Consider the following 26,469-nt stretch of genomic DNA (forward strand, 5'->3'; position numbering starts at 1 on the left):
AGTGAAAAATGAGTACAGAAGACCATAAAAATACAGATATGCAATGTTGCGTTACGCAATGCGATCTTCCTTTGGATAAAAATTATTGGGAAACGCGTTGGAAAAATCGCGAAACTTCTTGGGATATTGGTTACGCATCGCCCGCAATTACCGATTATATGGACAAAGTTGAGGATAAAAATATCTCGATTTTAATTCCAGGTTGCGGAAATGCTTATGAAGCTGAATATCTTTTAAAAAACGGATTTCAGGATATTACGTTAATAGATATTGCACCAAAAGCGGTGGAAATTCTTCAAAGTAAATTCCCAAATGATCCTCAAATAAAAGTCTTGTTAGGCGATTTTTTCGAACATAAAGGTGAGTATGATTTAATGCTGGAACAAACATTTTTCTGTGCTATTCCGCCATTAATGAGAAAAGATTACGCTAAAAAAGCTGCCGAACTTTTGCAACCAAATGGTAAAATTGTAGGCGTCATGTTCGATACCACTTTCGAGAAACAAGGTCCGCCGTTTGGTGGCTGTCCATGTGAGTACAAACCGATTTTCGAGCCTTATTTTGAAATTAAAAAAATGGAAGAATGTTACAATTCTATCCCTCCAAGAAAAGGGTCAGAAGTTTTTGTAGAACTCTTTTTAAAATAATTCTGTCCCATTAACTCCAAATTGAAACAATATGAATACTTTTTTTCAAAACAATAAAATTGTCATTTTAGGCGCTGTTGTTGGTGCTATTGCAGGATTTCTGTATTGGAATTTTATAGGTTGTAGCACAGGAAGTTGCGCTATTACATCAAAACCTTTTAACAGCAGTATTTATGGTGCTTTTATGGGAGGTGTATTTTTTTCAATGTTTAAAAAAGATAAAAATAAAATTAAAGAATAAATTATAAAAAATGTTAGAACTTATCAAGCAACCTTGGCCATGGTATGTTGCGGGGCCACTCATTGGTCTTACGGTGCCTATATTACTTATTTTAGCCAATAAAACCTTCGGAATTTCTTCGTCTTTAAGACATATTTGTGCGTCTTGTGCACCAGCAAATATTCCGTTTTTTAAATACAATTGGAAGAGTGAAATCTGGAATTTAGTTTTCGTTATCGGAATTTTAATTGGTGGATTTGTCGCTTTCAATTTTCTTTCTAATGGACAAGCTGTTGCTGTAAATCCTGATCTTCAAACTGAATTGGCGGGCTACGGAATTACAGATTTTTCGAGCATTATTCCAGCCGATTTTATGAATTGGGAAACTTTATTTTCTTTGAAAGGTTTTTTCCTTTTCGTGGTGGGAGGTTTCTTGGTAGGCTTCGGAACGCGTTACGCGGGAGGTTGTACAAGTGGACATTCCATTATGGGATTGGCAAATTTACAATGGCCTTCTTTGGTGGCGACTATTTGCTTTATGTTGGGCGGATTTATCGTTGCTAATTTTGTAATGCCTTGGATTTTGTCTTTGTAGAACCAAGAGCCAAGAGCCAAGAACCAAGATTTAATTAACTTTAAAATAAAATCTTGAATCTATTAATTTTAAAAATAAAAAATGAAAACATTAGATTATATAAAGTTTTTAATTGCCGGAATATTTTTCGGAATCGTCATCACAAAAGCGGAGCTCATCAGTTGGTTCCGAATTCAAGAAATGTTCCGTTTACAATCTTTCCACATGTACGGTGTTATCGGAAGTGCTGTGGTTACAGGGATGATTTCAGTTTGGTTGATTAAGAAATTCAAAATAAAATCTTTGGATGGTGAACCGATAAAAATCGCTGATAAAAAATTCAATAAAGGTCAAATTTACGGAGGTTTAATCTTCGGATTTGGTTGGGCGATTACAGGGGCTTGCCCAGGACCATTGTTTGCACAAATAGGAACGGGCGCTTTGGTGGTAAGCGTTACCTTATTGTCAGCAATCCTCGGAACTTGGGTGTACGGGAAATTCAGAGAGAAACTTCCGCATTAGGAATTAAGATTCAAGAGCCGAGAGTCAAGAATCAAGAATTAAGAATCAAGAATCAAGAGACAAGAATAAAAATATAAGAATTAAAGAGCAAAGATGAGTGAAAACAAAATCTTTGCTCTTTTTTTGTTCTCTATTCGGTTTATCTTTTTTTCTTAAATTTAAGGTTCGCGAAAGAATATGAAAAATCCTTTTAACAGAACCATCACCATTTTTGGAATTTTTAAACAGCTCAAACCTTTCATTAAGCCTTATCGTTTAATGATTTTTTGGACGTTGCTTCTCACTTTGTTGGGCGCTTTGGCAGCACAGGTGAACCCAATTGTTCTTAAATATACGGTGGATGAGGTTCAGAAATTAATAGATTTGCCAAATCCAATGCAAGAAGGGATTCATGTGTTAATCGTCGTCACCATTATTCTTTTGGTGAAAGAAATCGCTAATATTTTCATCAATTTTGGACAAAAATTTTACGGTGAAAAAATCCGAATTAATGTAAGTTCAGAATTGGCTCAACGCGCAATTGATAAAATTTTAACCTATAAATTTGCTTATTTTAATGATGAAAACCACGAATCTGGAAAACTTCAAACCCGCATCGACAGAGGAATTGAGAGTTTAACAAAATTGGTTCAGAATTTTTTCATCGATATTTTGCCCTTGTTTACGACTTCCATTATCGCTTTGGTGGTGATGTATATGCAAAATGTGTATGTGGGATTGGTTTCCACAATTGTTGTTCCGATTTACTTTTGGGTGAGCAATATGCAAGCAAAAAAACTCTCTGGCGTTCGTCGTCAGCTTAGAAATCAACGTGAGGAAAAGACCTCAGGACTTTTAAATCTCATTAATTCTATTTTGGTGATTAAAAGTTTTGTCCGTGAAAAATTTGAAGGTAAAAAACAATACGATTTGCAGATGCAACTTATGGAAAGTCAGTTGTACACGCGTAAAACCAACTTTTTTTATGATGGTTTAAAAACTTTTATCGAACAAATTGGTGTAGTTTTAATCATATTGTTAACGGTGTATTTGGTGCTCGATCAGCAAATGACGATTGGCGCAATTATGCTTCACATCATGCTTTTTAACAACGTTTCTTCGCCTATTCGTCAGTTGCACAGGATTTATGATGATATGAACGATGCCATGATTTATGCCGAAGGTTATTTTGATATTTTAAATGCGGATGAAGAAGCAGAACCCAGCGGCAGTTTTGTGGAAAAAGAAATTAAAGGTGAGTTTAAACTTCAAAATGTTAATTTCACTTACCCCAACGGTACGCAAGCTCTTTTTGATGTCGATATGCTGATAGAAGCTGGAAAAACCACTGCTTTGGTCGGACTTTCAGGCGCAGGAAAATCGAGTATTATTAATTTGTTGTGCAAATTTTATCTTCCAGATTCGGGTAATATTCATTTAGATGGTGTAAATCTTAATGAATACGACAATACTTTTTTGAGAGGTGATTTAGGATTGGTGCTTCAGAAAAATCATATTTTTAAAGGAAGCATCGAAGATAACATTCGTTACGGCGATATGAATGCGAGTTTTGAAGAAGTTGAAGAAGCTGCAAAAAAAGCCTATTTGCATGAACAAATTCTGGATTTGCCAACGGCCTATCAACATGATGCAACTCAACTTTCTGGCGGTCAACAACAGCGAATTGCGATTGCAAGATTATTCCTGAAAAATCCACCCATTATTTTCTTGGACGAACCCACTGCGAGTTTGGACGCGATTGCTACGGAACAAATTAAGAACTCATTAGATGCCATAAAAGCAGGGAGAACGGTGGTTATTATTTCTCATTCTTTATCTCAAATTATCGATTCGGATAGGATTTATGTAATGAAAAAAGGTCGCGTTGTGGAAAACGGAACACATGACGAATTATACCATCAGGAGGGCGTTTACAAAGAAATTTTTGATGCTTCGGCAAGAAGTTTAAACCTCGATTTATTGGTGAAAACTTTTAAAGAAGAAGATTGATTTTTTGAAATATTCAAAATTTTTTATTTTCAATATTTAGCTTGAATTTTATTTTGTGGTTTACAAATTGAAGCTAGATGCTAAATAAATCTTGGCAGGTAAATTGTTGCGATAAAAAGTTAAATTTTTGAAATGAAAAATTACGTTATTATACTATCAACATTATTTTTAGTCTCTTGCAATAAAGTTGAAGAAAAGATTAATGAAAGCATCGACAAAGCTACAGAAACAGCTAAGCAAAAAACGCAGGAAGTTGTTCAAAATACTTTAAACGAAACCATTAATACCTCTATTAATTCTATTACTAAAGCCGAAGATGTTCAGTTTGAGCAGATTTTTTCTGGAGCAGAGCCTCATTTAATTACAGAATTTAAAGGCAAAAAAATAAAATTTCCGAACGGAAGTCCGGCCTATTTCTTAAAATACAAAGCAGACAAAGCAGCTTTATTACAACTTATGGCGGCTCAGCCGACAACCGATGAGGTAAAATCCGATAAAGAAGCAAGAAAAATTGATGGTCAAAAATTTATAGATCAATTTAGTTTTTTTGAAAAATTTATTCCCGAAGGCACTTTTGATTCTAATTTTTTAAATGAAATAAAAACAGATCATTCTATTGAGTTCTACAAAATCAACCGATTACCTAATAAGTCTACCATTATTGTAAATCCTAAAACAGGAGTTATTTATCAATTTATGGAAGTTGCCTCTTAAAATCATTTAAAAATATTAATTTTAGACTTTAAAATTACAGCAATGACATTCAAAGTATATACAAAAACGGGCGACAAAGGCGAAACAGGACTTTATGGCGGAACAAGAATTTCTAAAGCTTCAGCAAGGGTAGAATCTTACGGAAATATTGATGAACTCAATGCTTTTATTGGCGTTGCAAAATCTTACGTGCATGATATTCCTGTTTTGGAACAACTGCGAAAAATTCAGTTTGATTTGTTTACGGTAGGTTCCGAAGCTGCAACACCTAGCGATAAATTGTTTTTAGCCAACGGAAAATCACGATTATCTCTAATCATCTCTGAATCGGAAATCGAAGAATTAGAACATTGGATAGATGCTTTTGAAGAAGAACTGGAGCCTTTACAATATTTTATTTTACCAGGCGGTGGAAAAGCAGCAACACATTTTCATGTCGCAAGAACCGTTTGCAGAAGAGCCGAAAGAAGTCTTGTTTTCTTAAACGAAACCGAAGAAGTTCGTCCAGAATTGATAAAATATTTGAACCGACTTTCCGACTATCTTTTTGTATTGGCAAGATACATTTCAAAAATCGAGAATGAGCCAGAAGAATATTGGATTCCTAACGAAAGAGCACCGAAATAAATGAACAAAGCTTTGCTCTTTATAAACGGTGAACCGCCTAAAAATTTGCCCGAGTTTTTTAGTTATAAACTTATTGCCTGTACGGATGGTGCGTTGGATTATCTTTTAAAATTTGATTCAGAAATTGTTTCTAAACTCGATTTTATCTCGGGAGATTTTGATTCGCACGAACGTCTGGATTTTGTTAATGAAAAATTTATCCTTACTCCCGATCAAAACAAAACCGATTTCCAAAAAGCTTTAGAAATAATTTTAGAAAAAGGGATTCCGGATGTAGATGTTTATGGTGCGAGTGGTGGAGAGATGGATCATTTTCTGGGCAATCTAAGTGTTGCCGATTTTATGAGAACAAAAATGGAAATTCGTTTTTTTGATGAGTTTTCGAGTTATTATTTTATTCCAAAAAACTTTAATATTTCTGGTGTAAAAGACAAAATAATTTCACTTTTTCCGTTCCCAAAAGCAGAAAGCATAACAACACAGGGTTTGAAATGGCCACTTTATAAAGAAGATCTGAAAATGGGTGAACGCGTAGGGACAAGAAATATTGCTGAGAATGATGAAGTTGTCATCCAATATGCAAAAGGAAACTTATTAATTTTCATAGGACAATAAGTTTGTCATAAAATATATTAAAAGGTGCATTTAGCATCTTTTTTTATTTAATTTTGCAGATGTATAATTTGTAAAATCAGGATTTAAGAAATGAAAATAAAATATTCGGAGTTAATTGACCAGACTCTTTATTTTCCAACACAAGAATTCAATGTTGAGGAAAATAAATTGACCTTCCACGATATTCCTTTAATGGACGTTGTTGAACAATACGGAACCCCTTTAAAACTCAATTATCTTCCGAAAATTTCTCACAATATCCAACGTGCCAAATCTTGGTTCAGAGAAGCTTTTGAAAAGCATGGATACGAAAAAAATTACCGATATTGTTATTGTACAAAATCAAGCCATTTTGCTTTCGTTTTGGAAGAAGCTATTAAAAATGATATTTCTATCGAAACCTCTTCGGCTTTTGATATGGACATCGTTAAAAGTCTCCATACAAAAGGAAAGGTTGATAAAAATATCGAAGTAATTTGTAATGGTTTTAAAACCGATGATTATTTAATGAAAATTTCGGAAATGATCAATTCTGGTTTTGAAAATATTACACCCATTTTGGACAATTATCGTGAGCTGGATAAGCTGACAGAAAGCATTGATACAACTTTTAACATCGGAATTCGTATCGCTTCTGAGGAAGAACCGAAATTCGAATTTTATACCTCTCGTTTAGGAATTGGGTATCGTGATATTATCCCATATTATAGTCAGAAGATAGCGGATCATCCTAATGCCAGACTAAAAATGTTACATTTCTTCATTAATACAGGTATAAAAGATACCGCCTATTATTGGAACGAATTGTACAAATGTCTTCGCGTGTACGCACGTTTGAAAAAAATTGCGCCAGAAGTAGATTCTTTAAATATTGGTGGAGGTTTCCCAATAAAAACCTCTCTTAATTTTGATTACGATTATCAATATATGATTGATGAGATTGTTTCTCAAATTAAAAAATTCTGTGATGAAGAAGGCGTGGAAGCACCAAATATCTACACCGAATTTGGTAGTTTTACTGTTGGGGAAAGCGGTGCTACACTTTATCGTGTGATTTCTCAGAAGCGTCAAAACGATAGAGAAAAATGGAATATGATTGACTCGTCATTTATGACAACATTGCCAGATACTTGGGCAATTTCTCGTCACTTTATCATGTTGCCACTTAACCGTTGGGACGATACTTATGAAAGGGTGTTTTTAGGAGGCTTAACTTGTGATTCAGATGACTATTATAACTCTGAACAGCATACCAATGCCATTTATCTTCCTGTCTATAACGACACAAGGCCATTATATATTGGGTTTTTCCATACGGGCGCGTACCAAGATACCATTAGTGGTTATGGCGGTGTTCACCATTGTTTAATTCCACAACCGAAACATATCCTGATCGATCAAGATGAAGAAGGTAATTTTATATACAAAGTCTTTCAGGAAGAGCAAAAACCTCAAGATATACTGAAACTTTTAGGTTATTAAAAAATAGTATAAGCTGGATACTCTTCCAGCTTTTTTTAATTAAAATATTGAGAAATTTTTTCCAATTCCAAATCTTTAAAATCGGCAACCAAAATATTGGCTAGCGCATAATCTTGTTGTAAAGTATGTTCGCTTTTATAAGCAGCGCAGAAGATTCCAGCTCTGTGAGAAGCTAAAATACCATTAGTAGAATCCTCAATTACCATGCAGTTTTCAATAGGTTCATTGGCAATGCTGGCTGCTTTTAAAAATATTTCGGGATTGGGTTTCGATTCTTTTAGTTCTGCACCACTAATTTTTCCGATAAAATAGGGATCTAATTCAAACTTTTCAAAAACCATTTCAATAGTTATGCTACTTGCTGAAGAAGCCAAAACCAATTTAATATCATTATCAAAATAATGTTGAATTAGTTTTCTTACTCCTGGAATTAAATCAAATTCAGGGTCATTGTCGAACAAAACTTTGAAAATATCGCGTTTCTTTTTTATCAAATCATATTTATCAGCTTGGATGTTAAAACGCTCGATAATTTCTAGACAAACGCTATCTGTTGTGCGACCTGTAAAAGTGCTGAACAATGAATCATCTACAGTCATATTGTAATAATCAAACATCCCAAAATAAGCCTTGCGATGCAGTGGCTCGGTATCCACAATAACACCATCCATATCGAATAAAACAGCTTTTAAAGACATTTTTTTAATTTTTGCAAAGTTAAGGAAAGATAAAGCCTTTTCAGATTTTGAAAAGGCTTTATCGTTATTTTAAATTTAAAACCCACTCACTCATTATGTCTAAAACTTTCGGTGAGAATGTTTCTTCAATTTGTGAATATTCGTTGGGACTTCCAGTTTTTGCAGTTTGAAATAAATGGTTAACACCTAAGATTTCTTTAGTTTTGAAATTCTTGTTTTTTGCTTTTACTAAAGCTGTTTTTATAGCGTCAAGATTAGGCTTTGCTGCAACTTGTGTATCAAGATTTCCATTAAGAGCCAATACGGGTATTTTAATTTTAGACCATTTTTCCGAAGGTTTGTATTGCATAAAATATAACATCCAAGGCATTGTGAGTTCTAAGTAAGCTTTCTTTTCTTGTTCTGAAATTCCTGATAGTTTTATAGTTAAGAAATTATCAAAATCAGATTTAATGTTTTTTCCATTATAAGTAGCCAGATAATCGAACATTAACTTTTTATTGCTCAAATCCTTTTTGATAATATCTTCTGGAAGTTGCATTTGTTTTAAAATGTCTTCATTTTGCTGATACATCAATTCATTTATTGGAACTCCTGGACCCGCCAATGAAATGATAAATTTGATATTTGGATTTTTAACTGCAACCATTGGCGCAATCATTCCACCTTCGCTGTGACCAACAAGTCCAATGTTTTTATAAGCTTTTTTTTATCAAAAAAATCAATTAGGACCAAAGCGGTTAATTAAGAGCGAATTAGGCAGTGTGAAATTATTATTGGTAATGATTTAGTAATGGTGCTTACTGCATTCATTTATATTCAAATTCCTTGTAACTCAATTACAAAAGTACAAAAAATAAAGCAATGAATCACTGGAAAAGCAATTACTTGGTACAGCATGCTTCAGTGATAATTATCAGATAATTCAACGGGTTATGATTGGTCAAATAATTTATTAGCTGTCATAATCTATATCCAAATTATGTCTGTATAAAAGACCTACAAGGTTAAGTGCCGAAAACTTCGCTTTTTTCATCTTGTTAACGTCTGGGTCTATAGCAAAATTTACTGCTGTCCTGAAATCTGTTTTTTCTAGAATAGAATTAGAGAATATAGCAGAGGAAAGGTCACATCCTAAAAATTCAGAGGCCGTCAGATCAGCCTCACCAAATTCAACGTCTTTTAATGTACAGTTCTTGAAAGTAGTTTTTCGAAGCTTTGTTCCAAAAAAATTACTGTAGTCTAAATGACATTCCGTAAACGAAAACGAAAACGCAAACTTGCTACATCTTGCAAAGTCTACCCCCAGCATTTTGCACCCAATAAATACAGCATTCCTGAATCCGGTTCCGTCAACGTCCACCATTGAAAAGTTACATTGTTTAAAAGTGCAATCTTCAAAATTATTGTCCTTTAGATCACTCTTGTTAAAATCACAACTGACAAATTCACACTTTATGAATTCTCTGTTTCTCAGTTTCTTTTCAGAGTAATTTATACCGGAAAATATTTTGTCTTGATGAATTACGGTTTCTTCCATTTTATATATTTTATATCCAAACAAGTTTAATTTTAAATATCAACAGTTTTAAGTAAGCACTTGAGAATCATTTTATTTGTTTTGTGATTCAATATATTATCCATTAATTGGTGTTAATACCTAATAAAGAATCGGTTACTTTAATTGCTGTAAAAAATTTAAAACCTTGGGTTTATCTTTTTCAGTAAGGTGTATACTACCCATATTTTCTGAGTACCAGATAGCATCTGCCACCAGAAAAACAATAGTACTATGTATGCTCAACTCCTCTCCATCGGTTGGCAAAATGTGAAGATTGTACCAATCTTCCCATTGTAGGCGATACTTGGAGTTAATCATGATTGCTTGGAGAATGATTCGCATTGTTTTAGCGTATTTTTCATCATTTTTCTTTTCTAAGATAAATTTCAGATAAGCAAAAGCACCATCCTTATCGACATTTTGATCTCTGTATTTTTTTACTTTATCCGTAAGGTTAATCAGGCTTTGATTTACTAGCTCATCCAGTAATTCTTCCTTATTCCTAAAATGATGGATAATCCCTCCTTTACTCAAACCTGTCCAATCAGCAATAGATTGAAAAGTTACGTGGTGCCAGTCTGATTCTGATCCAATGTGAATAGCCGCGTCGATAATCAACTGCTTACTTAATTCCGGTTCCTTTTTTCGGGTATATGAGCTATTTTCCAAATTATATCTTTATAGTTTATAACAAGCAACATTTGCAAAGATACCGAACGTTTGGTTTGTTTTGACATCGAATCATTAATTATTTTAAATACTTTTTCATTAACAGTTATGTCCTTTAATAAGACATGTCCTCATGGTGTTTTTCTGATTAAAACATAAAAATATTGCTACTAGAAATGGATAAAAATTTCCCAAGTTGGTTAGTACTTGGGAAATTTTCTCGTTTATAATAACAAATTTTGTAAAATATGGAAGAGACTATCTAATTTCTAAATATGTCACTTATGAGAATATCCCTGCCAAATATTATTGCTGAAATAAACAGTAAAGAGAGTAGATTATCCTCAGAGTTATCTCTGATTGTAGAAGAAGCCTACCAAATGACGATTTTTTTGCAAGATTTACTTCTCTCTGTGAAAGATTATGTAATCTCAAACGGATTTAAAAACAACGAAGAAGAAATTGATTTCTTCCGAAACATCAAACCATATATTTTAGGAAAATTAATCTACTACAATAAGCTGTTTAGAATAGAAACCGTTTGTCCAGTCAATGAAGGTGAGATCTATCATAAGTACTTTTCTAAGCATCTTGAAAAATTGAAGATAGATTACAGTGAGCACATCTGTAATTCTGATTTTTATAGATACTATCGTTCAGGCAGGGTTGACAGAGATGATTTATACTTCAGGTTAGGTAATGTTAATTGTTATGATGGATTAAATAGTATTGCTTTTGAAATCGATTTACAATTCTCAACTTACTATGACTACAAAATTGCCAAAATCATTTCAAATGATTTGCTATATTCTTATTTAATAAATAAGATAGCCCCTGATGATAATACAGGTATAAAACTGGATCATATAGATTCTATAAAAGAATTAACATGGACAAACTCAAAAAATGCACTTATTGAACTAATTTATGCAATACATGCGTCAGGAACAATTTGTCATGGCAAAATTGGGATTAGAAAGCTCGGCTTGATCTGTCAGATACTTTTTAAAATTCCTCTTAACGATGTACATCATGCATTTCATAGAATGAAAACTAGGAGTGGTTCGCGAACTACATTTTTAGATCAGCTTAAAATATCTCTTGAAGAATATATGGATAAAGATCTATAGTTACTTCGATACACCAATCTTAAAAGCAGTACCCTAAACGTACTGCTTTTTTCTTTACCCATATTTGCCAATTGGCAAATGTTCACAAACCGTTATTGCTGATGCTTTCATGTATTCTTAATGCCTAACAACTAGGTGTTTATATGATTCAAGAAAATTTAAAAAAAACTCCAAACCAATTGGCAGAGCTTGGCAGACAATACCAGCCAGACAATCCAACTTTGTATCGTAATTAATAAATACGTGTACAATGAAAATTATAACAATCGAAGAAGAAGCGTGGAAACAGCTCAATGAGCGGTTAAAGGCAATTAATGATTTTATCCTGAAATCAGAAGATACCAGCTATGATAGCCTCTGGCTGAACAACCATGAAGTATGTCAGTATCTCCATATTAGTGAAAAAACACTTTGGCGAATACGTACAAAAGGAGAAATAGCTTATTCCAAAATGTATGGACAGTATTTCTATACCATTGGAGCTATAAAAGATATGCTTAATGCCAATGCCGTACAGACCAGCGATGAATATGTACAGGAGCTTATGGCTAAAGGCAAGAGTTACATTGAGAAAGGTAGAAAACTAAAGAATTCTTAAAGGACTACATTATGAATATAGATAGAATAGAATTTATATCGTGGATGGAACGCATTATGGATCGTTTCGATATGCTAAAAGATAGCTTAACAGATATTGAAAAAAAGAAAAACACCATAGATGGTGAAGTATTATTAGATAATCAGGATTTACTTCAGATGCTTAAAATCAGTAGTCGTTCTTTACAACGTTATCGTTCTTCTGGCAAGTTACCATACTATACAATCAGCGGTAAATTATATTACAAATTAACTGACGTACATCAGTTTGTAAGAGAAAGCTTCAATACTCCATTGCACCGTACTAAAGACAGCAAGTGACAAATAATGCCCCTAAAGGACGCTTTGGTCATACCTTTTTGTGTATAGGTTATTTTCGAAAAGATAACAGTTTTAAAACAATAAAATTATGAGTGAAGAAACAATAGATAGTCCGCAATTACCGGATCAATTATCGGAAACACTTTTGGTATTGGACAAAGAAAAAAACAGGATTCAGGTTGTCAAAGGAATTGATAAAGACGGCAATCTCAAAACTGTAGAGCCAAATGAGAAAAACCAAAATCAGTTTATGCGTGTGGATAAACACGGAGATATGTTTTCTAACTTCTTTTCCAATTTTTTCCGTCAACTGAAGAATCCTACCCATTTTAAATTTTTTAAAGTACCAGCTGATGAAGCAATTGATACGGCAAAAAAAATGCAGCAACAGATTGATACACCTACTAAAGAAGGGGAATCAGTAATGGCAAAGCATGAGGTAAAAGAACCAGAGTTAAAACAAGAAAATCATAAAAATATGGAAACAACACAAAAAACTCCGGAAACAGGCGAATACCGTTTCAAGCCGGAACAGATTGATTGGGAAATGATGAACAATCTTGGATTGAGCAAAGAATATCTGGAAAAGAGAAACTTGCTTGATCCTCTTTTAAAAGGATATAAAACCAATGAATTGGTAACAGTTACGCTAAACCTCGGAACTGCTGTTTCCCGTCCTGAAGGCAGGTTGTCTTTACAGCCCGGCGAAGATGGCAAAGCTGTTATGCTTATCCATAGCGTAAGAAAAGAACCTCAATTAAACTTCCCTTTCTTTGGGCATGAATTCAGCAAAGAGGATAAAGAGAATCTGATTAAAACAGGCAATATGGGGCGAACTGTTGATCTTAAAAACCCTAAAACAGGTGAAACAATACCTTCCATTATAAGTGTAGATAGACTAACCAATGAGCTTATTGCTCTGCGGACAGATAAGATTAAAGTACCTGATGAACTAAAAGGCGTACAATTGAATGAGCAGCAGAAACAAACTCTTATGGAGGGTAAGCCACTATTGATTGAGGGAATGATCTCAAAAAAAGGTACTTCATTCGATGCTACAGTTCAATTCAATGCCGACAAACGTTATGTAGAGTTTTTATTTGATAGAACCACCAACAATAAGCAGACACAAAATCAGCAGCAAACACAATTACAAGGTACTTCTCAGGAAGCTCCGCGAAATTTCCGAGGAAAAGAACTGGATGACAAACAGTACGAGAAATTCAAAGAAGGTCAAACTGTATATGTAGATGGATTACTGGATAAAAAAGGCCAGAAATATCAGGGTTATATAACTTTTGACAAGGAAACAGGCAAAACAGGCTTTTCGTTTAACAACCCTGATAGGTTGAAAGAAAAAATCCAACCTGTTGAAGCACATAAAACTCAGACAGCTGTTAATTCTCAGGGAAAAACTAATGAGGCTACAAAAAATTTAAAAGAGCCTTTAAAGACAGGGCAGAAAAACCCTGACAGTAAGACGCAACAAGAGCAACAGGAAAAGCCAAAAGCTCCCGCTAAATCCAAAGGCAAAAAAATGTAAATCTCCAAAATAGCAAAATATGAAAGTAGTAATAGCAGAAAAGCCAAGTGTTGCAAGAGAGATTGCCACAATATTGGGTGCAACAGAAAAGAAAGAAGGATTCTTGACAGGTAATGGGTTTTACGTTACCTGGGCATTTGGGCATTTGGTTGCTTTGGGAATGCCTGAAGATTATGGTATCTCAGGTTTTCAAAGAGAATCCTTACCAATGCTTCCTAATCCCTTTTTATTGACAGTAAGGAAAATCAAAAAAGGCAAATCGTACGTACCTGATAACGGAGCTTTAAAACAGTTAAAAATTATTGAGCAGGTTATCAGTAAAAGCGAAAGTATCATTGTAGCTACTGATGCCGGACGTGAAGGGGAATTGATATTTCGTTATATATACGATTACTTTAAATGCAATAAACCTTTTGAGCGTCTTTGGATAAGTTCTTTGACCGAAAAAGCCATTAAACACGGTTTAGAAAACCTAAAACCTGGTAGTGACTTTGATGGACTTTACCATGCCGGACAAGGCAGAAGTCGTGCCGACTGGTTAGTGGGCATCAATGCTTCACAAGCATTGAGTATTGCCGCTGGGCATGGTGTATATTCGCTTGGACGAGTGCAAACACCCACATTAGCCCTCATCTGTAAAAGGTATCTGGAAAATAGAAACTTCTCAATAAAAACTTATTGGCAGATAAATCTGGAACATCATAAGGAATCAATAGATTTCAAAAGTCTTTCAAAAACTAAATGGGACGATAAAAAGCTAGCTGAAGACATACTGAAATCGTTACAGCGTATTGGAATAGCTAGAGTGATTGAAGCAGAGAGTAAAAAGATAGCAGAGCAACCGCCTCTATTGTTCGATCTGACAGGATTACAAAAAGAAGCTAATAAAAAACTTGGACTCTCTGCGGATGAAACGCTTAACATTGCTCAAAGCCTTTACGAAAAGAAACTGATTACCTATCCGCGTACAGGTAGTAAATATATTCCTGAAGATCTATGGGCTGAAATCCCTGGTCTAGTAAGACTACTAGAAAACAGAGAATCGTGTAAGGAAGCCAGCAAAAAAGTGAAATGGGGACGTTTCAATAAACGTATGGTGAACGATGTCAAAGTAACGGATCATCATGGTTTACTCATTACTGAAAAAATACCCGCTGAATTACCTGCCAAAGAAAATGCAATTTATGATATGATAGCTTTCAGATTATTGGAAGCCATCTCACATCCATGCTCCAAAGAAATAACAGATATTACCTTACAAGTAATACATTATGATTTTATTTTGAAAGGTTGTAAAATTCTTGAACCGGGTTGGCGTGCTATTCGTGGAAATTTTAGTGAGGATGACAGTGAGCCTATACAAGATATCCCCGAACTGAAAGTTGGTGAAGAAGTTAATATCAAAAGTATGCAGGTAATAGAAAAGAAAACTAAACCTCCTGTATTGTACACCGAAGCCGGATTGTTATCAGCAATGGAAAGTGCTGGGAGGGAAATTGAGAGTGAAGAGGAACGTAAAATTTTACAGGGGATTGGTATTGGCACCCCAGCTACAAGAGCAGCTATAATAGAAACTCTTTTTAAGCGTGACTATATTCGTCGCGAAAAGAAATCACTCATCCCAACAGAAAAAGGTTTGCAGGTTTATGATTTAGTTAAAGACAAAAAGATTGCTGATGTTGCTATGACCGCAGAATGGGAGTTAACATTACAGCAAATTGAAAATGATCAAGAAGATGCCACCATATTTCTTAAAGAAATGGAGTTATATGCAGATTTTATTACAAAGGAACTATTAGAATCTACTATTGTAAAACAGAAACAACCTGAACTGGAATGTCCAAAATGTAAACAACAGCAACTCCTCATTTGGAATAAGGTGATAAAATGTCCCGATGAAGTTTGTAATTGGATACAGTTTCGTAATGTTTGCGGAGTATTATTGAGTACCAATGATATTGAAAGTCTTTTAAAAACACGAAGAACAAAACTCATAAAAGGAATGCAAAGTAAATCAGGCAAAAAATTCGATGCATACATTGTGTTGGATACAACCGGAAAAAGCTCTTTCGAATTTCCACCCAATAAACAAAAAAAGAAATGAGTAATATAATCCTGTCCAAAAAAGAAATAGAAAAACTGATTTTCACCATTCGAGATAAACACGTAATGCTGGATAGCGATCTGGCTTCCTTATATCAGGTAGAAACTAAGAACCTAAATAAAGCCGTGAAAAGGAACATCGAAAGATTTCCACAATCGTTTTGTTTTCAGTTAACCGAAGAGGAAGCTGAAAACTTGAGGTTCCAGATTGGAACCTCAAGTTTAAACTATGGTGGAAGACGTTATTTACCCTATGCTTTTACCGAGCAAGGTGTGGCAATGGCTTCCGCCATTCTTCGTTCGTCTACAGCGATTAAGGTCAGTGTTGAGATTATGGAAGCCTTTGTAGAAATGCGTAGAATACTCATCAGTAATGCTTCTTTGTTTCATCGTTTGGATAAAATGGAACTGAAACAGTTGGAAACCGATCAAAAATTTGAAGAGATATTCAAAGCTCTGGAAAGTGACAAGCTACACATTGAAAAAGGGATTTTCTATAGTGGACAGGTTTTCGATGCCTACGCCTTTGTATCAGATATTATTCGAAGTGCTAAAGAGTCCATTATCTTGCTTGACAATTATGTGGATGATACTGTACTTACGCTACTAGGTAAACGAGAACAATCTGTAACCGCAACAATCTATACCAAAAGCATCAGCAATCAGCTTCGGTTGGATTTACAAAGGTACAACAGTCAATATCCCCGTATTGAAGTTGAAGTTTTTGCCGATAGCCACGACCGCTTATTAATTATTGACAGTACGGAACTTTACCACATTGGGGCTTCGCTTAAAGACCTGGGCAAAAAATGGTTCGCATTTTCACGAATGAATATAGAAGTGAGCAAAATTCTTCAGGTACTTAACAAATAACAAACCCTCCGAATATGGAGGGTTTTGTCATTATTATGGGGAGTGTAACTCAAACTGTGTCATTGGATTTAAATCTTAAAAACCTCTTTCTAATTTGAGTCTATCCCCAAATCTAATATAAAGTTGGGATATGGTCAAGCCCCAGTTATGCATTGGCATCGTCCATTTTTTTGCAATATCTTTAATAATTAAATACATCAATTTCATGAGCGCCTGTTCAGAGCTGAAAGCTCCTTTAGATTTAATAATTTTTCGTATCTGACGGTGCATTCCCTCGATTGGATTTGTGGTGTATATAATCTTGCGAACCTGATCCTCGTATTCAAAGAAAGTAGAAAGATTGGTCCAGTTATCCATCCAGGATTTGGCAGCAAGTGGGTATTTCTTGCCCCATTTTTCTTCAAAAGACAGTAGGTTTTCATATCCCATTTCTTCGTTCACAGCCTTATAGACCGGTTTTAGATCCTCCATGACAAGCTTCTTGTCTTTTTCGGTTACGTAACGCATACTTGTTCTGATCTGGTGAACAATACACAACTGGATCTTTGTTTTTGGAAAAATAGCTTCTATGGCCTCAGGGAACCCTTTTAGACCATCAATACAAGCAATAAGGATGTCTTCAACGCCACGTTGCTTTAAATCTGTAAGAACTGAAAGCCAGAACTTAGCTCCCTCATTTTCTGAGCTATAAAGACCAATCAGATCTTTTCTACCATCCATACCAACTCCCAGGATATTATAGATAGCCCTCGATTCAACAGTTCCATTCTGGCGAACCTTGATGTGCATACAGTCTAGGAATACAAAGGGATAAACAGCTTCAAGAGGCCTGCTACGCCACTCATTTACCGCTGGAAGCACGCTTTCTGTAATACGCGATATTTCTGTGGCAGAGATCTCCATTGCATACATTTCGCGTATAAACTCGCTTATCGCCCGTGTGCTCATTCCTTTGGCATACATGCTCAACACATGTCCCTCAAGCTGTTCAGTGATGATTAATTGTCTCTTAGGTACTACTTTAGGCTCGAACGTTCCCGATCTATCCCGACCTGTCTCCAGCTCAAAAGTTCCGGTATTGAGACCTCGGACTGTCTTTTTTGTCTTGCCATTTCGACGATTGCTATTGCCCGAAGCTTTCTCTTCGTTCAAGTGGTTTTCCAGTTCTCCATCCATCATCGATTCCAACAGATGCTTCATTAACGGCGCTAGGACGCCATCATTGGGAGATAAACTTTTACCTTCGTAAAGACCTTGCATAGCTTCTGCCTTGAAGCGTTCAAAGTCGAATGGGTCTTTTTCTTTCATGACCGTGTCGTTTGAATAATTGAATATAAATAATCTTATTGAATTATTCCTCTGACACAGTTTACGTTACAGTCTCTTATTATGCCTTAGAAGCATCTAAAGATGCTTTTCTAAATTCTTTTAGCAGTTTTTCAAGTTCTAAAGAGGTTTTACGAGCTCTTGTTCCTGCTGCTTTGTTTCCTTTGTCTGCCTGTAATTCAGCATCTACTTTTAACGCTTCAAATGAAGCATTGATTTTTTCGATTAGTTCTTTCATTATGATAATGGATTAAATTGTGATGCAAAAATAAAAAAATATGCTTAAAGCATTTTCATAGAGATTTCCCTACTTTGTAATTTAGTAAATGTATTTTTTTAAGATTAAAGCTCCACAATGTCCCCCAAACCCAAAGCTGTTGCTCAAGGCATAATTCACCGTTTTTGAAAACGCCTTACTACCTAAGGACAGATTTAATTCTTTTGGTATATTTTCATCAATTTCGGTCGTATTTATAGTTGGTGGAATTAAATCGGTTTTTACGCTTAAACAAGTTGAAATGGCTTCAATAGCACCTGTACCTCCCAATAAATGCCCAGTCATAGATTTTGAAGCACTTACCTGAATTTTATCAAGGTTTGATGAAAATAATTTCTCAATCGCTTTAATTTCTGATAAATCACCAAGTCCAGTCGATGTCGCATGTGCATTAACATAATCAATATTATTTGGATTTAAGTTGGCTTCTTTTATACCTTCCCTCATGGCCAAAAATGCCCCAGTTCCTTCGGGATGCGTTCCCGTAATGTGATAGGCATCTGAACTTTCTCCACCACCTACAATTTCCGCGTAAATTTTAGCTCCTCTTTTTATTGCCGAGCCTAAGCTTTCGACAATCAAAGCCCCGGCTCCTTCACCGACCACAAATCCATCACGGCTTGTATCAAAAGGCCTTGAAGCAGTACCGAAATTTTCATTATTGGTCGACATGGCCTTCATCGCGTTGAACCCGCCAATGGAAGATGCTGTTATGGGAGCTTCAGAACCGCCCGTAATAACGATATCCGCTTTGCCTAAACGGATGTAATTAAATGCCTGAATAATGCTTTGTGTAGAAGAAGCACAAGCGGTAACAGGGCAATAATTAACTCCCCTTAATCCGTAATTGATAGAAATTATACCAGACAAGCCATTAGAAATGATCTTGGTAATAAAAAATGGATTAAACTTTGGTTGAAAATTACCTTTTGCATAATCGATGACTTCATGCTCGAACGTTTCAAAGCCACCAATTCCACTGGAAAAAATGACACCTATCCGGTTTACATTCAATTTCGAAAAATCTAATTCTGCATCTTTTACAGCTTCATCTACGCAAATAAGTCCGTACTGCGTAAATCTGTCCATTTTTCTTGCTTCTTTCCGATCGAAGTAATCTAAAGCCTCATAATTCTTGATTTCACATGCAAATTTTGTCTTGAAATTTGTTGTGTCAAAACGCGTTATTTTGTCGGCACCAGAGTCTCCGTTAAGCAAGTTGTTCCAATATTCCATTGTGTTTTTTCCAATAGGAGTAATTGCTCCTAATCCTGTGATAACTACTCTTTCCATTTTTTTAATATTTACGCATATACCTACCGGTATATGCTTGTTCAAATTTTTTTATTTAAATTTTCAGACTATTAATTTCAGACTGTAAAAAATCGATGCTTTCCATCAATATTTCTGGTTTTTCAAGTGTTTTTGCTAGCAAAATACTTCCTTCAATCAGAGCAATTAACCGATATGCAAAAACACTCGCATCCAAATTTTTTATTTCATTTTTATTGGCACCATCTTCCAGTATGGAGACAATGGTCTTGTGCCAACTTTGGATTGATTTAGTGACCTCCATTTTTAGCAAATCATTTCCATCATCTGCGTCAACGGATGTATTCAAGATGGCACAACCTCCGTTTTGGAATATTGGCTTAAATTCCGTTTTGTAATGACCTAAGAATGCAATCATTTTTTCGGCTGAATGCTCTATTTGATTTATTTTGCCGAGTATTTTTTCAGATTGGAATTTGTAATTGTATCTAAAAGCTTCTACAGCAACCTCATTTTTGTCTTTGAAGTTTCCATAAATACTACCTTTTGTCAAGCCTGTTGCATCAGTCAAATCGGATAAATACGTCCCTGTATATCCCTTTTTGTTGAAAATTGAAGCTGTTTTTTCAATAATGTATTGTCGTGTTTTTTCTGATCTTACCATATTGCAAATATACCGTACGGTATTTGATTGTGCAAATTCATTATAATTTTTTTAATAGACTATTTGTCTCTTAAAATCTGGAACCTCTCAGATGATTGAAATTCTCGTTGCATATTACGCCAAATCCTACCTCTCAAAGCCAAATCCTACCACTTCTATAAAAACTTTGCCTTACTGCTCTAATTTTAGGATTTACGCAAAAATTCTAAATAAAATTTACCATGAGTACACTGCAAAAAGACTTGTCGTATTTCAGACTACGACTGCAAGAACACCTTAACAGCAGCTTCCCCGAAAAAGCAAGCGACCAGAAATTTATTGACCAACGATCTTCATGGGCAGCAAATGCTTATGAAGGAGCATTTCTTTCGGGCAACGCTATAGAGCAATGTAGTGAAATTGCCAATTACATATTATTTGAAGGCTTACATTTCTCCCGTTTCGACACCATTTTTCAAGTGGTTTGCAATGAGTTTGATGCTTTAATGGCAGATGAAGAATTGAAACCATTTGCCCTAAAAATGTTTCCCGTCTGTGAATCTGTTTTCTTGAAATATGAATTAACCGATGATTTCGCATACTGTCATGAGTTTGATGAGCTCTACACAGAAATAACCGGTACCATTTCAATCTGGATAGAGGAAAATGGGCTTCAGTAAACGTCTTCATCTCCAACAGAATATTGAAGCCTTACGTACTGCTTTTAAATTGGAGAAGGAACAGCGGCAAGCTACCGCAGGCGAAAGACTGCTAATGATGCATTATAGCGGATTTGGTGGTCTAAAGTTCGTATTGAACCCTATCTCCAGTGAAGTAGATATCAATCATTGGCGAAAAAACGAACATGATCTTTTTCCAATTACACAGGAATTACACCAACTATTAATGGAGAATTCCGTTGATGATAAACAGTACAGAAAATATGTGGACAGTATGAAAAGCTCTGTCCTAACAGCATTTTACACACCACCACAGGTTATAGATGCTATCTCATTTGCTCTGAAAGATAGTGGACTTAAAATACAGAATTTTCTGGAACCATCAGCAGGTATTGGTGCATTCATACAATCTTTTGCAGATAACGAAGAGACTAGGGTTACTGCCTATGAAAAAGATGTATTAACCGGGAAGATACTAAAACACCTCTATCCAGAAAGTAATATCCGTGTAAGTGGCTTTGAGGAAATTTCCGAAAAAGAACAGAACAGCTATGATGTAATCGCAAGTAATATTCCGTTTGGAGATACTGCTGTATTTGATTTATCCTATTCCCGAAGTAAAGATTATGCAAAAGTACAAGCAGCCAGAAGTATTCATAACTATTTCTTTTTGAAAGGGAATGATATGCTTCGGGAAGGAGGTTTACAGTTTTTCATTACCTCGCAAGGAGTATTAAATAGTCCTAAGAATGAGCCGATACGTAGAGCATTAATGGAAAACAACAATTTGGTGTCAGCTATCCGATTGCCAAATAACTTATTTACAGAGTATGCAGGCACAGAAGTAGGCTCTGATTTGATAATCCTACAAAAGAATACAATTAAGCAAAGCTTATCTGAAGCAGAAGAACTGTTTTGCCAAAGTCAACAGACTGTATACAATACACCAGGGAATGCATTATTTTATAATAACAGCAGGATTGTACATACTGAAAGTAAATTAGATACTGACCCTTACGGACAGCCCGCTTTGATCTATAAACACAATGATGGTGTAAATGGAATTGCTAAAGACCTAACACAAATGCTTTCTAAAGACTTTGGTAGGAATTTAAACTTAGCTTTATACAAAGGTGAACGAAATGAGGAGCCGGCAATAGAAATTCCCGTTACACCAATTTTTACACCTCCTATAATTGAATCAGCAATTACCCAACAGGAACAACAAAGAATTTCACCGCCACAAGAACTAAAACAGCTGAGTATTTTTGACTTATTTGGCAATGATGATGAGTCTATAACAGTAATTGCACCACCAAAGAAAACAGCCCAAAGTCAAAAGAAAAAGTTTAACAGAAACCGTACTCCGATTGGAAAGCAAACCAATCTTTTCAGTGGTGGTATGCAACAACCCTATGTACAGCCTGTTAACAATGAATCTATAAGTAAACCTAAAAACAATGAGCCAAGAGAGCTAATCGGAGATTTATTTTCGCAGGTAAACGAAAAAGATACTGTTGATAAGCTAGTTCTAAAAAACACACTTCCAGAGCCTGCTTTGTATAGTCAGGAAATACAAGCATTTCACCGTAATGACTGCCTTGTGGTAAACAATGGCTGGGTTGGTCATTTACAAAATGTTGACAAAGTTGACAAAACAGGTATATTCCATCCTTTGCAATTGACTTCTTCACAGAAAGCAAGAGCTGAAGCCTATATTGCTATAAGGGATACCTACATAGATCTTTATCAAAAGGAAGCAGAGAAACAAACCGAACATAACTCAGAAAGAGAAACCCTTAACTATTTGTATGATGCTTTTGTAAGAAAGTATGGTAACCTGAATAGTGCTGATAATATTAAGCTTATTAAAACGGATAGTGCGGGGAAAGAAGTACCGTATCTGGAACGTACAATTGGTGGAGTGATACATAAAGCCGATGTATTTAGTCATCCTGTTAGTTTTTCCATCTCTACACTGGCAACGGACAATCCAGAAGAAGCATTAGCAGCTTCATTAAACAAATACGGAACTGTAGATCTGGAATACATGTCTGAAATCAGCAGTATGTCTGCCGATGCTCTTAAAGAAGCCTTGAATGACCGTATTTATTACAATCCGTTAGCTAATGAATACGAAATAGCGGAACGTTGGATTGCAGGAAATGTGGTTGAAAAGGCACACGAACTTAGAAGCCATGTTGAAAATAATCCTGAGGATAAAGAAGCTGCACGAAGCTTAACTATATTGGAAGAATCCCGACCAAGAAGAATAGAGTTTGAAGAACTTGATTTTAATTTAGGTGAGCGATGGATACCGTCCGGAATCTACGCACGCTTTGCCTCACATCTTTTCGACACAGAAGTAAGAATACACTATTCAGATAGTTCAGATGATTTTTCCGTAACCTCTAAACAGGGCAATCAACATATTTGGGAAAAATATGCCGTAAAATCGGAAAGCAGAACATTTGATGGAATTGCGTTACTGAAACACGCTTTAGTAAACACGACACCCGATATTACTAAAAAAGTTACGATTGGAGATCAAGAGGTTAAAGTAAGGGATATGGAAGCCATACAAATGGCAAACAGTAAAATTGATGAAATAAGAACAGCCTTTACTGAATGGCTCCATGCTCAAAACGATGAGTTCAAAACACGACTTACAGATCAATATAATGATAAGTTCAATTGTTTTGTCCGCCCCAATTATGATGGAAGCCATCAGGATTTTCCTGGTCTGGATCGCAAGGCTTTGGGCATAAATGATCTTTATGGAAGTCAAAAGGATACCGTTTGGATGATTAAGCTGAATAACGGAGCCATCTGCGACCATGAAGTCGGTGCAGGAAAAACTTTAGTAATGTGTACAGCGGCACAGGAAATGAAACGACTGGGTTTGGCTCATAAGCCAATGATCATTGGTTTGAAAAGCAATGTTCATGAGATTGCAGAAGCCTATCGTACTGCATATCCGCATGCTAAAATCCTGTTTCCAGGGAAAGATGATTTTACACCTCAAAAACGCTTGCGAATCTTTGGCGATATAAAAAACAATGATTGGGATTGCGTGATATTGACGCATGATCAGTTTGGAATGATACCGCAATCGCCCGAAGTACAAAAGGAAATTCTTGAAATTGAACTGGATAATGTAGAACGAAATCTTGATGCTATGCAATCGCAAGGTGCTGAAGTAACAAGAGGTATGCTTGCAGGAGCTATCAAAAGGAAAGAAAACCTCGAAGTAAAACTTAAAACGCTGCAACACGATATTGAGAATAGAAAAGATGATATTGTAGATTTTAAAATGATGGGTATAGATCATCTGTTTATCGACGAAAGCCACCAGTTTAAGAACTTGATGTTTAATACCCGACATAGTCGTGTAGCAGGATTGGGAAATGTAGATGGTAGTCAGAAAGCCCTGAACTTATTGTTTGCTATACGTACTATTCAGGATCGTACCAATGCCGACATGGGAGCTACCTTTCTTTCGGGAACCACCATCAGTAACTCTTTAACGGAGTTGTATCTGTTATTCAAATATCTTAGACCAAGGGCATTAGAAAAACAAGGTATAAACTGTTTTGATGCATGGGCGGCTATTTATGCAAGAAAAACTACGGATTATGAATTTTCTGTAGCCAATAATATTGTGGCAAAGGAACGATTTCGTTATTTTATTAAAGTACCGGAGCTAGCTCAGTTCTATTCTGAAATTACAGATTATCGCACAGCAAAGGATATAGGGATTGACCGACCGGAGAAAAAGGAAATACTGTACAATATTCCACCTACACCAGACCAGGCAAAATTTATACAAAACCTGATGCAGTTTGCAAAATCCGGGGATGCTACCTTGCTTGGAAGACCGCCATTATCTAAAACGGAAGAAAAAGCAAAAATGCTCATTGCAACAGACTACGCACGTAAAATGTCGCTGGATATGCGTATGGTGAGTGGTGCTTATTATGATCATCCTGATAACAAGGCTTCGCACTGTGCCGATAATATCGCCAAATATTACCAAAAGTTTAATGCACAAAAAGGAACACAATTCGTTTTTTCTGATTTGGGGACCTACAAGTCCGGAGAGTGGAACGTGTATTCTGAAATCAAGAAAAAACTGGTAGAAACACATGGTATTCCTGCTCACGAAGTCCGTTTCATACAGGAAGCTAAAACAGATAATCAACGTAAGGAGCTGATTAAGGGAATGAATGAAGGTAAAATTCGGGTACTATTTGGCTCTACAAGTATGCTTGGAACAGGAGTCAACGCACAGAAGAGAGCTGTAGCTATACATCATTTAGATACACCCTGGAGACCTAGTGATCTTGCCCAAAGAGATGGTCGGGCAATTCGTAAAGGCAATGAAATAGCCAAGCATTTTGCCGATAATAAAGTGGATGTGGTCATCTATGCCGTAGAAAAATCACTGGACAGTTATAAGTTTAATCTATTGTTCAACAAACAACTATTCATAGACCAGCTAAAATCAAATAATCTCGGTAAGAGAACTATTGATGAAGGAAGTATGGATGAAAAGTCAGGAATGAATTTTTCTGAATACGTAGCAATTCTATCAGGAAATACTGACCTTTTAGACAAGGCGAAAGTAGAAAAGCAAATTGCAGGCTTGGAAAGTGAGAAACAGGCATTTAATAGGTCAAAATATAGTGCTAAATATAAACTTGAAGATTTCACAGCAGAGCTTAACAAAGCTCAGTCGCGACATGATCGTATGAGTCTTGATTGGAGTAATCTGCAACAACGTATTCAAAAGAACCAGGATGGTACGATTGTAAACGCTATTCAGCTCACAGGTCTTCCTGCTACTGCTACCATCAAGCAAATAGGTACTAACCTTAATGAATTAACAGATAAATCCCGAACAGGTGGAGATTATGAAGAAATCGGAAGTTTATATGGTTTTCAATTATTGGTAAAAACCGAAATGTCAGAAAAAGATGGAGTCGATATTCGAGTGAACCGTTTTTTTGTACAAGGCGAAGGAAATATAAAATATACATTCAATAATGGAATAATGGCGAAAGAGCCGGAAACTGCCTCAATGAATTTTTTGCGGGCACTGGAAAAACTACCATCCTATATCGCTAAAGAGCAAGAAAATATAACTGATTTTCAAAAAGATATTCCAATACTTCAGGGAGTAGTGGATGGTATATGGACAAAAGAATGTCGACTGAGCGAGCTTAAAACCGAACTTGCCGCAATCGACCGTAAGATTCAACTATCCATTACACCCCAATCAAATAAACAGGAAGATACTCAAAATGAGGCTAAGCTACCAGAATTAACTGCTTCAATGACAAAAAATATAAGTACTAAAAATACATTTTAGCGTAAATATAAATAA

25 protein-coding genes are annotated in these 26,469 nt (G+C 35.6%); 17 read left to right on the plus strand and 8 right to left on the minus strand.

Annotated elements, in window-relative coordinates:
- The first annotated feature begins 8 nt into the window (after positions 1 to 8).
- From ACVFVN_RS07610 to ACVFVN_RS07650, 9 genes are all read left to right on the plus strand, one after another.
- On the plus strand, positions 9 to 647 hold the full coding sequence (locus ACVFVN_RS07610) for a methyltransferase domain-containing protein (protein WP_456234826.1): 639 nt from the start codon (positions 9 to 11) through the stop codon (positions 645 to 647).
- A 31-nt stretch (positions 648 to 678) separates the two neighbouring features.
- Complete coding sequence (locus ACVFVN_RS07615) at positions 679 to 888, plus strand: DUF6132 family protein (protein ID WP_165133696.1); 210 nt, start codon at positions 679 to 681, stop codon at positions 886 to 888.
- Between the two features lie 10 nt (positions 889 to 898).
- Positions 899 to 1,462 carry a YeeE/YedE family protein gene (locus tag ACVFVN_RS07620; RefSeq protein ID WP_165133693.1) on the plus strand — a complete coding sequence of 188 codons (564 nt, stop codon included), beginning with the start codon at positions 899 to 901 and terminating at the stop codon, positions 1,460 to 1,462.
- 81 nt (positions 1,463 to 1,543) lie between these two features.
- Positions 1,544 to 1,963, plus strand: coding sequence for a DUF6691 family protein (locus ACVFVN_RS07625; RefSeq protein WP_456234827.1), 420 nt, complete (start codon positions 1,544 to 1,546; stop codon positions 1,961 to 1,963).
- A 258-nt stretch (positions 1,964 to 2,221) separates the two neighbouring features.
- Entirely contained in the window at positions 2,222 to 3,952 is a 1,731-nt protein-coding gene (locus ACVFVN_RS07630) for an ABC transporter ATP-binding protein (RefSeq protein ID WP_456234845.1), read from the plus strand.
- Between the two features lie 132 nt (positions 3,953 to 4,084).
- A complete protein-coding gene (locus tag ACVFVN_RS07635) occupies positions 4,085 to 4,666 on the plus strand; it encodes a hypothetical protein (RefSeq protein ID WP_456234828.1) in 582 nt (193 codons plus the stop codon).
- A gap of 42 nt (positions 4,667 to 4,708) precedes the next feature.
- Positions 4,709 to 5,293 (plus strand): cob(I)yrinic acid a,c-diamide adenosyltransferase, encoded by a 585-nt coding sequence (locus tag ACVFVN_RS07640; RefSeq protein ID WP_165133684.1) that lies wholly within the window; start codon positions 4,709 to 4,711, stop codon positions 5,291 to 5,293.
- Positions 5,294 to 5,908: a thiamine diphosphokinase gene (locus ACVFVN_RS07645; protein WP_456234829.1), complete on the plus strand. Its 615-nt coding sequence runs from the start codon at positions 5,294 to 5,296 to the stop codon at positions 5,906 to 5,908.
- Positions 5,909 to 5,998: 90 nt separating this feature from the next.
- Positions 5,999 to 7,390, plus strand: coding sequence for an arginine decarboxylase (locus ACVFVN_RS07650; protein ID WP_456234830.1), 1,392 nt, complete (start codon positions 5,999 to 6,001; stop codon positions 7,388 to 7,390).
- Positions 7,391 to 7,425: 35 nt separating this feature from the next.
- Here ACVFVN_RS07650 and ACVFVN_RS07655 read toward each other — a convergent pair whose 3' ends face one another.
- The 4 genes from ACVFVN_RS07655 to ACVFVN_RS07670 all read right to left on the minus strand — a co-directional run bounded on the left by ACVFVN_RS07655 (position 7,426) and on the right by ACVFVN_RS07670 (position 10,318).
- Positions 7,426 to 8,088 (minus strand): HAD family hydrolase, encoded by a 663-nt coding sequence (locus tag ACVFVN_RS07655; RefSeq protein ID WP_456234831.1) that lies wholly within the window; start codon positions 8,086 to 8,088, stop codon positions 7,426 to 7,428.
- Between the two features lie 64 nt (positions 8,089 to 8,152).
- Positions 8,153 to 8,779 (minus strand): alpha/beta hydrolase family protein, encoded by a 627-nt coding sequence (locus ACVFVN_RS07660; RefSeq protein ID WP_456234846.1) that lies wholly within the window; start codon positions 8,777 to 8,779, stop codon positions 8,153 to 8,155.
- 264 nt (positions 8,780 to 9,043) lie between these two features.
- Positions 9,044 to 9,628, minus strand: a complete 585-nt coding sequence (locus ACVFVN_RS07665; RefSeq protein WP_058699790.1) for a pentapeptide repeat-containing protein — start codon at positions 9,626 to 9,628, stop codon at positions 9,044 to 9,046.
- 135 nt (positions 9,629 to 9,763) lie between these two features.
- Positions 9,764 to 10,318 (minus strand): TetR/AcrR family transcriptional regulator, encoded by a 555-nt coding sequence (locus ACVFVN_RS07670; protein WP_058699789.1) that lies wholly within the window; start codon positions 10,316 to 10,318, stop codon positions 9,764 to 9,766.
- Between the two features lie 284 nt (positions 10,319 to 10,602).
- Here ACVFVN_RS07670 and ACVFVN_RS07675 point away from each other — a divergent pair, with 284 nt between their 5' ends.
- The 6 genes from ACVFVN_RS07675 to ACVFVN_RS07700 all read left to right on the plus strand — a co-directional run bounded on the left by ACVFVN_RS07675 (position 10,603) and on the right by ACVFVN_RS07700 (position 16,885).
- Positions 10,603 to 11,448 (plus strand): RteC domain-containing protein, encoded by an 846-nt coding sequence (locus tag ACVFVN_RS07675; RefSeq protein ID WP_058700049.1) that lies wholly within the window; start codon positions 10,603 to 10,605, stop codon positions 11,446 to 11,448.
- 250 nt (positions 11,449 to 11,698) lie between these two features.
- A complete protein-coding gene (locus ACVFVN_RS07680) occupies positions 11,699 to 12,046 on the plus strand; it encodes a helix-turn-helix domain-containing protein (RefSeq protein ID WP_058699788.1) in 348 nt (115 codons plus the stop codon).
- Positions 12,047 to 12,057: 11 nt separating this feature from the next.
- On the plus strand, positions 12,058 to 12,366 hold the full coding sequence (locus ACVFVN_RS07685) for a helix-turn-helix domain-containing protein (RefSeq protein WP_058699787.1): 309 nt from the start codon (positions 12,058 to 12,060) through the stop codon (positions 12,364 to 12,366).
- Between the two features lie 88 nt (positions 12,367 to 12,454).
- Complete coding sequence (locus ACVFVN_RS07690) at positions 12,455 to 13,909, plus strand: DUF3945 domain-containing protein (RefSeq protein ID WP_058699786.1); 1,455 nt, start codon at positions 12,455 to 12,457, stop codon at positions 13,907 to 13,909.
- Positions 13,910 to 13,928: 19 nt separating this feature from the next.
- On the plus strand, positions 13,929 to 16,013 hold the full coding sequence (gene topB / locus ACVFVN_RS07695; RefSeq protein ID WP_058699785.1) for a type IA DNA topoisomerase: 2,085 nt from the start codon (positions 13,929 to 13,931) through the stop codon (positions 16,011 to 16,013).
- Positions 16,010 to 16,885, plus strand: a complete 876-nt coding sequence (locus tag ACVFVN_RS07700) for an ORF6N domain-containing protein (protein ID WP_058699784.1) — start codon at positions 16,010 to 16,012, stop codon at positions 16,883 to 16,885. Before topB ends, ACVFVN_RS07700 begins: the two co-directional genes overlap by 4 nt.
- 75 nt (positions 16,886 to 16,960) lie before the next feature.
- On the opposite strand, the gene ACVFVN_RS07705 is transcribed toward ACVFVN_RS07700, so the two are convergent.
- From ACVFVN_RS07705 to ACVFVN_RS07720, 4 genes are all read right to left on the minus strand, one after another.
- On the minus strand, positions 16,961 to 18,193 hold the full coding sequence (locus tag ACVFVN_RS07705; RefSeq protein ID WP_059344605.1) for an IS256 family transposase: 1,233 nt from the start codon (positions 18,191 to 18,193) through the stop codon (positions 16,961 to 16,963).
- A gap of 79 nt (positions 18,194 to 18,272) precedes the next feature.
- Positions 18,273 to 18,449, minus strand: a complete 177-nt coding sequence (locus tag ACVFVN_RS07710) for a histone H1 (RefSeq protein WP_058699783.1) — start codon at positions 18,447 to 18,449, stop codon at positions 18,273 to 18,275.
- 81 nt (positions 18,450 to 18,530) lie between these two features.
- The gene (gene fabF / locus ACVFVN_RS07715) at positions 18,531 to 19,781 is read right to left on the minus strand and encodes a beta-ketoacyl-ACP synthase II (protein WP_058699782.1); all 1,251 of its coding nucleotides are present in this window, start codon (positions 19,779 to 19,781) and stop codon (positions 18,531 to 18,533) included.
- Positions 19,782 to 19,836: 55 nt separating this feature from the next.
- A complete protein-coding gene (locus ACVFVN_RS07720) occupies positions 19,837 to 20,424 on the minus strand; it encodes a TetR/AcrR family transcriptional regulator (RefSeq protein ID WP_058699781.1) in 588 nt (195 codons plus the stop codon).
- A 221-nt stretch (positions 20,425 to 20,645) separates the two neighbouring features.
- Between ACVFVN_RS07720 and ACVFVN_RS07725 the strand changes: the two genes are divergently transcribed.
- Both ACVFVN_RS07725 and ACVFVN_RS07730 read left to right on the plus strand, forming a co-directional pair.
- Entirely contained in the window at positions 20,646 to 21,083 is a 438-nt protein-coding gene (locus tag ACVFVN_RS07725; RefSeq protein WP_058699780.1) for a DUF1896 domain-containing protein, read from the plus strand.
- The gene (locus ACVFVN_RS07730) at positions 21,070 to 26,454 is read left to right on the plus strand and encodes an N-6 DNA methylase (protein WP_058699779.1); all 5,385 of its coding nucleotides are present in this window, start codon (positions 21,070 to 21,072) and stop codon (positions 26,452 to 26,454) included. The genes ACVFVN_RS07725 and ACVFVN_RS07730 overlap by 14 nt, the downstream gene beginning before the upstream one ends.
- Positions 26,455 to 26,469 lie beyond the last annotated feature (15 nt).

The organism is Soonwooa purpurea, assembly GCF_053891095.1.

Excerpts from the sequence above, each read along its gene's own strand:
- ACVFVN_RS07610 (WP_456234826.1), top strand. The coding sequence starts at position 9 with ATGAGTACAGAAGACCATAAAAATACAGATATGCAATGTTGCGTTACG.
- ACVFVN_RS07615 (WP_165133696.1), top strand. The coding sequence starts at position 679 with ATGAATACTTTTTTTCAAAACAATAAAATTGTCATTTTAGGCGCTGTT.
- ACVFVN_RS07620 (WP_165133693.1), top strand. The coding sequence starts at position 899 with ATGTTAGAACTTATCAAGCAACCTTGGCCATGGTATGTTGCGGGGCCA.
- ACVFVN_RS07625 (WP_456234827.1), top strand. The coding sequence starts at position 1,544 with ATGAAAACATTAGATTATATAAAGTTTTTAATTGCCGGAATATTTTTC.
- ACVFVN_RS07630 (WP_456234845.1), top strand. The coding sequence starts at position 2,222 with ATGATTTTTTGGACGTTGCTTCTCACTTTGTTGGGCGCTTTGGCAGCA.
- ACVFVN_RS07635 (WP_456234828.1), top strand. The coding sequence starts at position 4,085 with ATGAAAAATTACGTTATTATACTATCAACATTATTTTTAGTCTCTTGC.
- ACVFVN_RS07640 (WP_165133684.1), top strand. The coding sequence starts at position 4,709 with ATGACATTCAAAGTATATACAAAAACGGGCGACAAAGGCGAAACAGGA.
- ACVFVN_RS07645 (WP_456234829.1), top strand. The coding sequence starts at position 5,294 with ATGAACAAAGCTTTGCTCTTTATAAACGGTGAACCGCCTAAAAATTTG.
- ACVFVN_RS07650 (WP_456234830.1), top strand. The coding sequence starts at position 5,999 with ATGAAAATAAAATATTCGGAGTTAATTGACCAGACTCTTTATTTTCCA.
- ACVFVN_RS07655 (WP_456234831.1), bottom strand. The coding sequence starts at position 8,088 with ATGTCTTTAAAAGCTGTTTTATTCGATATGGATGGTGTTATTGTGGAT.
- ACVFVN_RS07665 (WP_058699790.1), bottom strand. The coding sequence starts at position 9,628 with ATGGAAGAAACCGTAATTCATCAAGACAAAATATTTTCCGGTATAAAT.
- ACVFVN_RS07675 (WP_058700049.1), top strand. The coding sequence starts at position 10,603 with ATGAGAATATCCCTGCCAAATATTATTGCTGAAATAAACAGTAAAGAG.
- ACVFVN_RS07680 (WP_058699788.1), top strand. The coding sequence starts at position 11,699 with ATGAAAATTATAACAATCGAAGAAGAAGCGTGGAAACAGCTCAATGAG.
- ACVFVN_RS07685 (WP_058699787.1), top strand. The coding sequence starts at position 12,058 with ATGAATATAGATAGAATAGAATTTATATCGTGGATGGAACGCATTATG.
- ACVFVN_RS07690 (WP_058699786.1), top strand. The coding sequence starts at position 12,455 with ATGAGTGAAGAAACAATAGATAGTCCGCAATTACCGGATCAATTATCG.
- topB (WP_058699785.1), top strand. The coding sequence starts at position 13,929 with ATGAAAGTAGTAATAGCAGAAAAGCCAAGTGTTGCAAGAGAGATTGCC.
- ACVFVN_RS07700 (WP_058699784.1), top strand. The coding sequence starts at position 16,010 with ATGAGTAATATAATCCTGTCCAAAAAAGAAATAGAAAAACTGATTTTC.
- ACVFVN_RS07705 (WP_059344605.1), bottom strand. The coding sequence starts at position 18,193 with ATGAAAGAAAAAGACCCATTCGACTTTGAACGCTTCAAGGCAGAAGCT.
- ACVFVN_RS07710 (WP_058699783.1), bottom strand. The coding sequence starts at position 18,449 with ATGAAAGAACTAATCGAAAAAATCAATGCTTCATTTGAAGCGTTAAAA.
- fabF (WP_058699782.1), bottom strand. The coding sequence starts at position 19,781 with ATGGAAAGAGTAGTTATCACAGGATTAGGAGCAATTACTCCTATTGGA.
- ACVFVN_RS07720 (WP_058699781.1), bottom strand. The coding sequence starts at position 20,424 with ATGGTAAGATCAGAAAAAACACGACAATACATTATTGAAAAAACAGCT.
- ACVFVN_RS07725 (WP_058699780.1), top strand. The coding sequence starts at position 20,646 with ATGAGTACACTGCAAAAAGACTTGTCGTATTTCAGACTACGACTGCAA.
- ACVFVN_RS07730 (WP_058699779.1), top strand. The coding sequence starts at position 21,070 with ATGGGCTTCAGTAAACGTCTTCATCTCCAACAGAATATTGAAGCCTTA.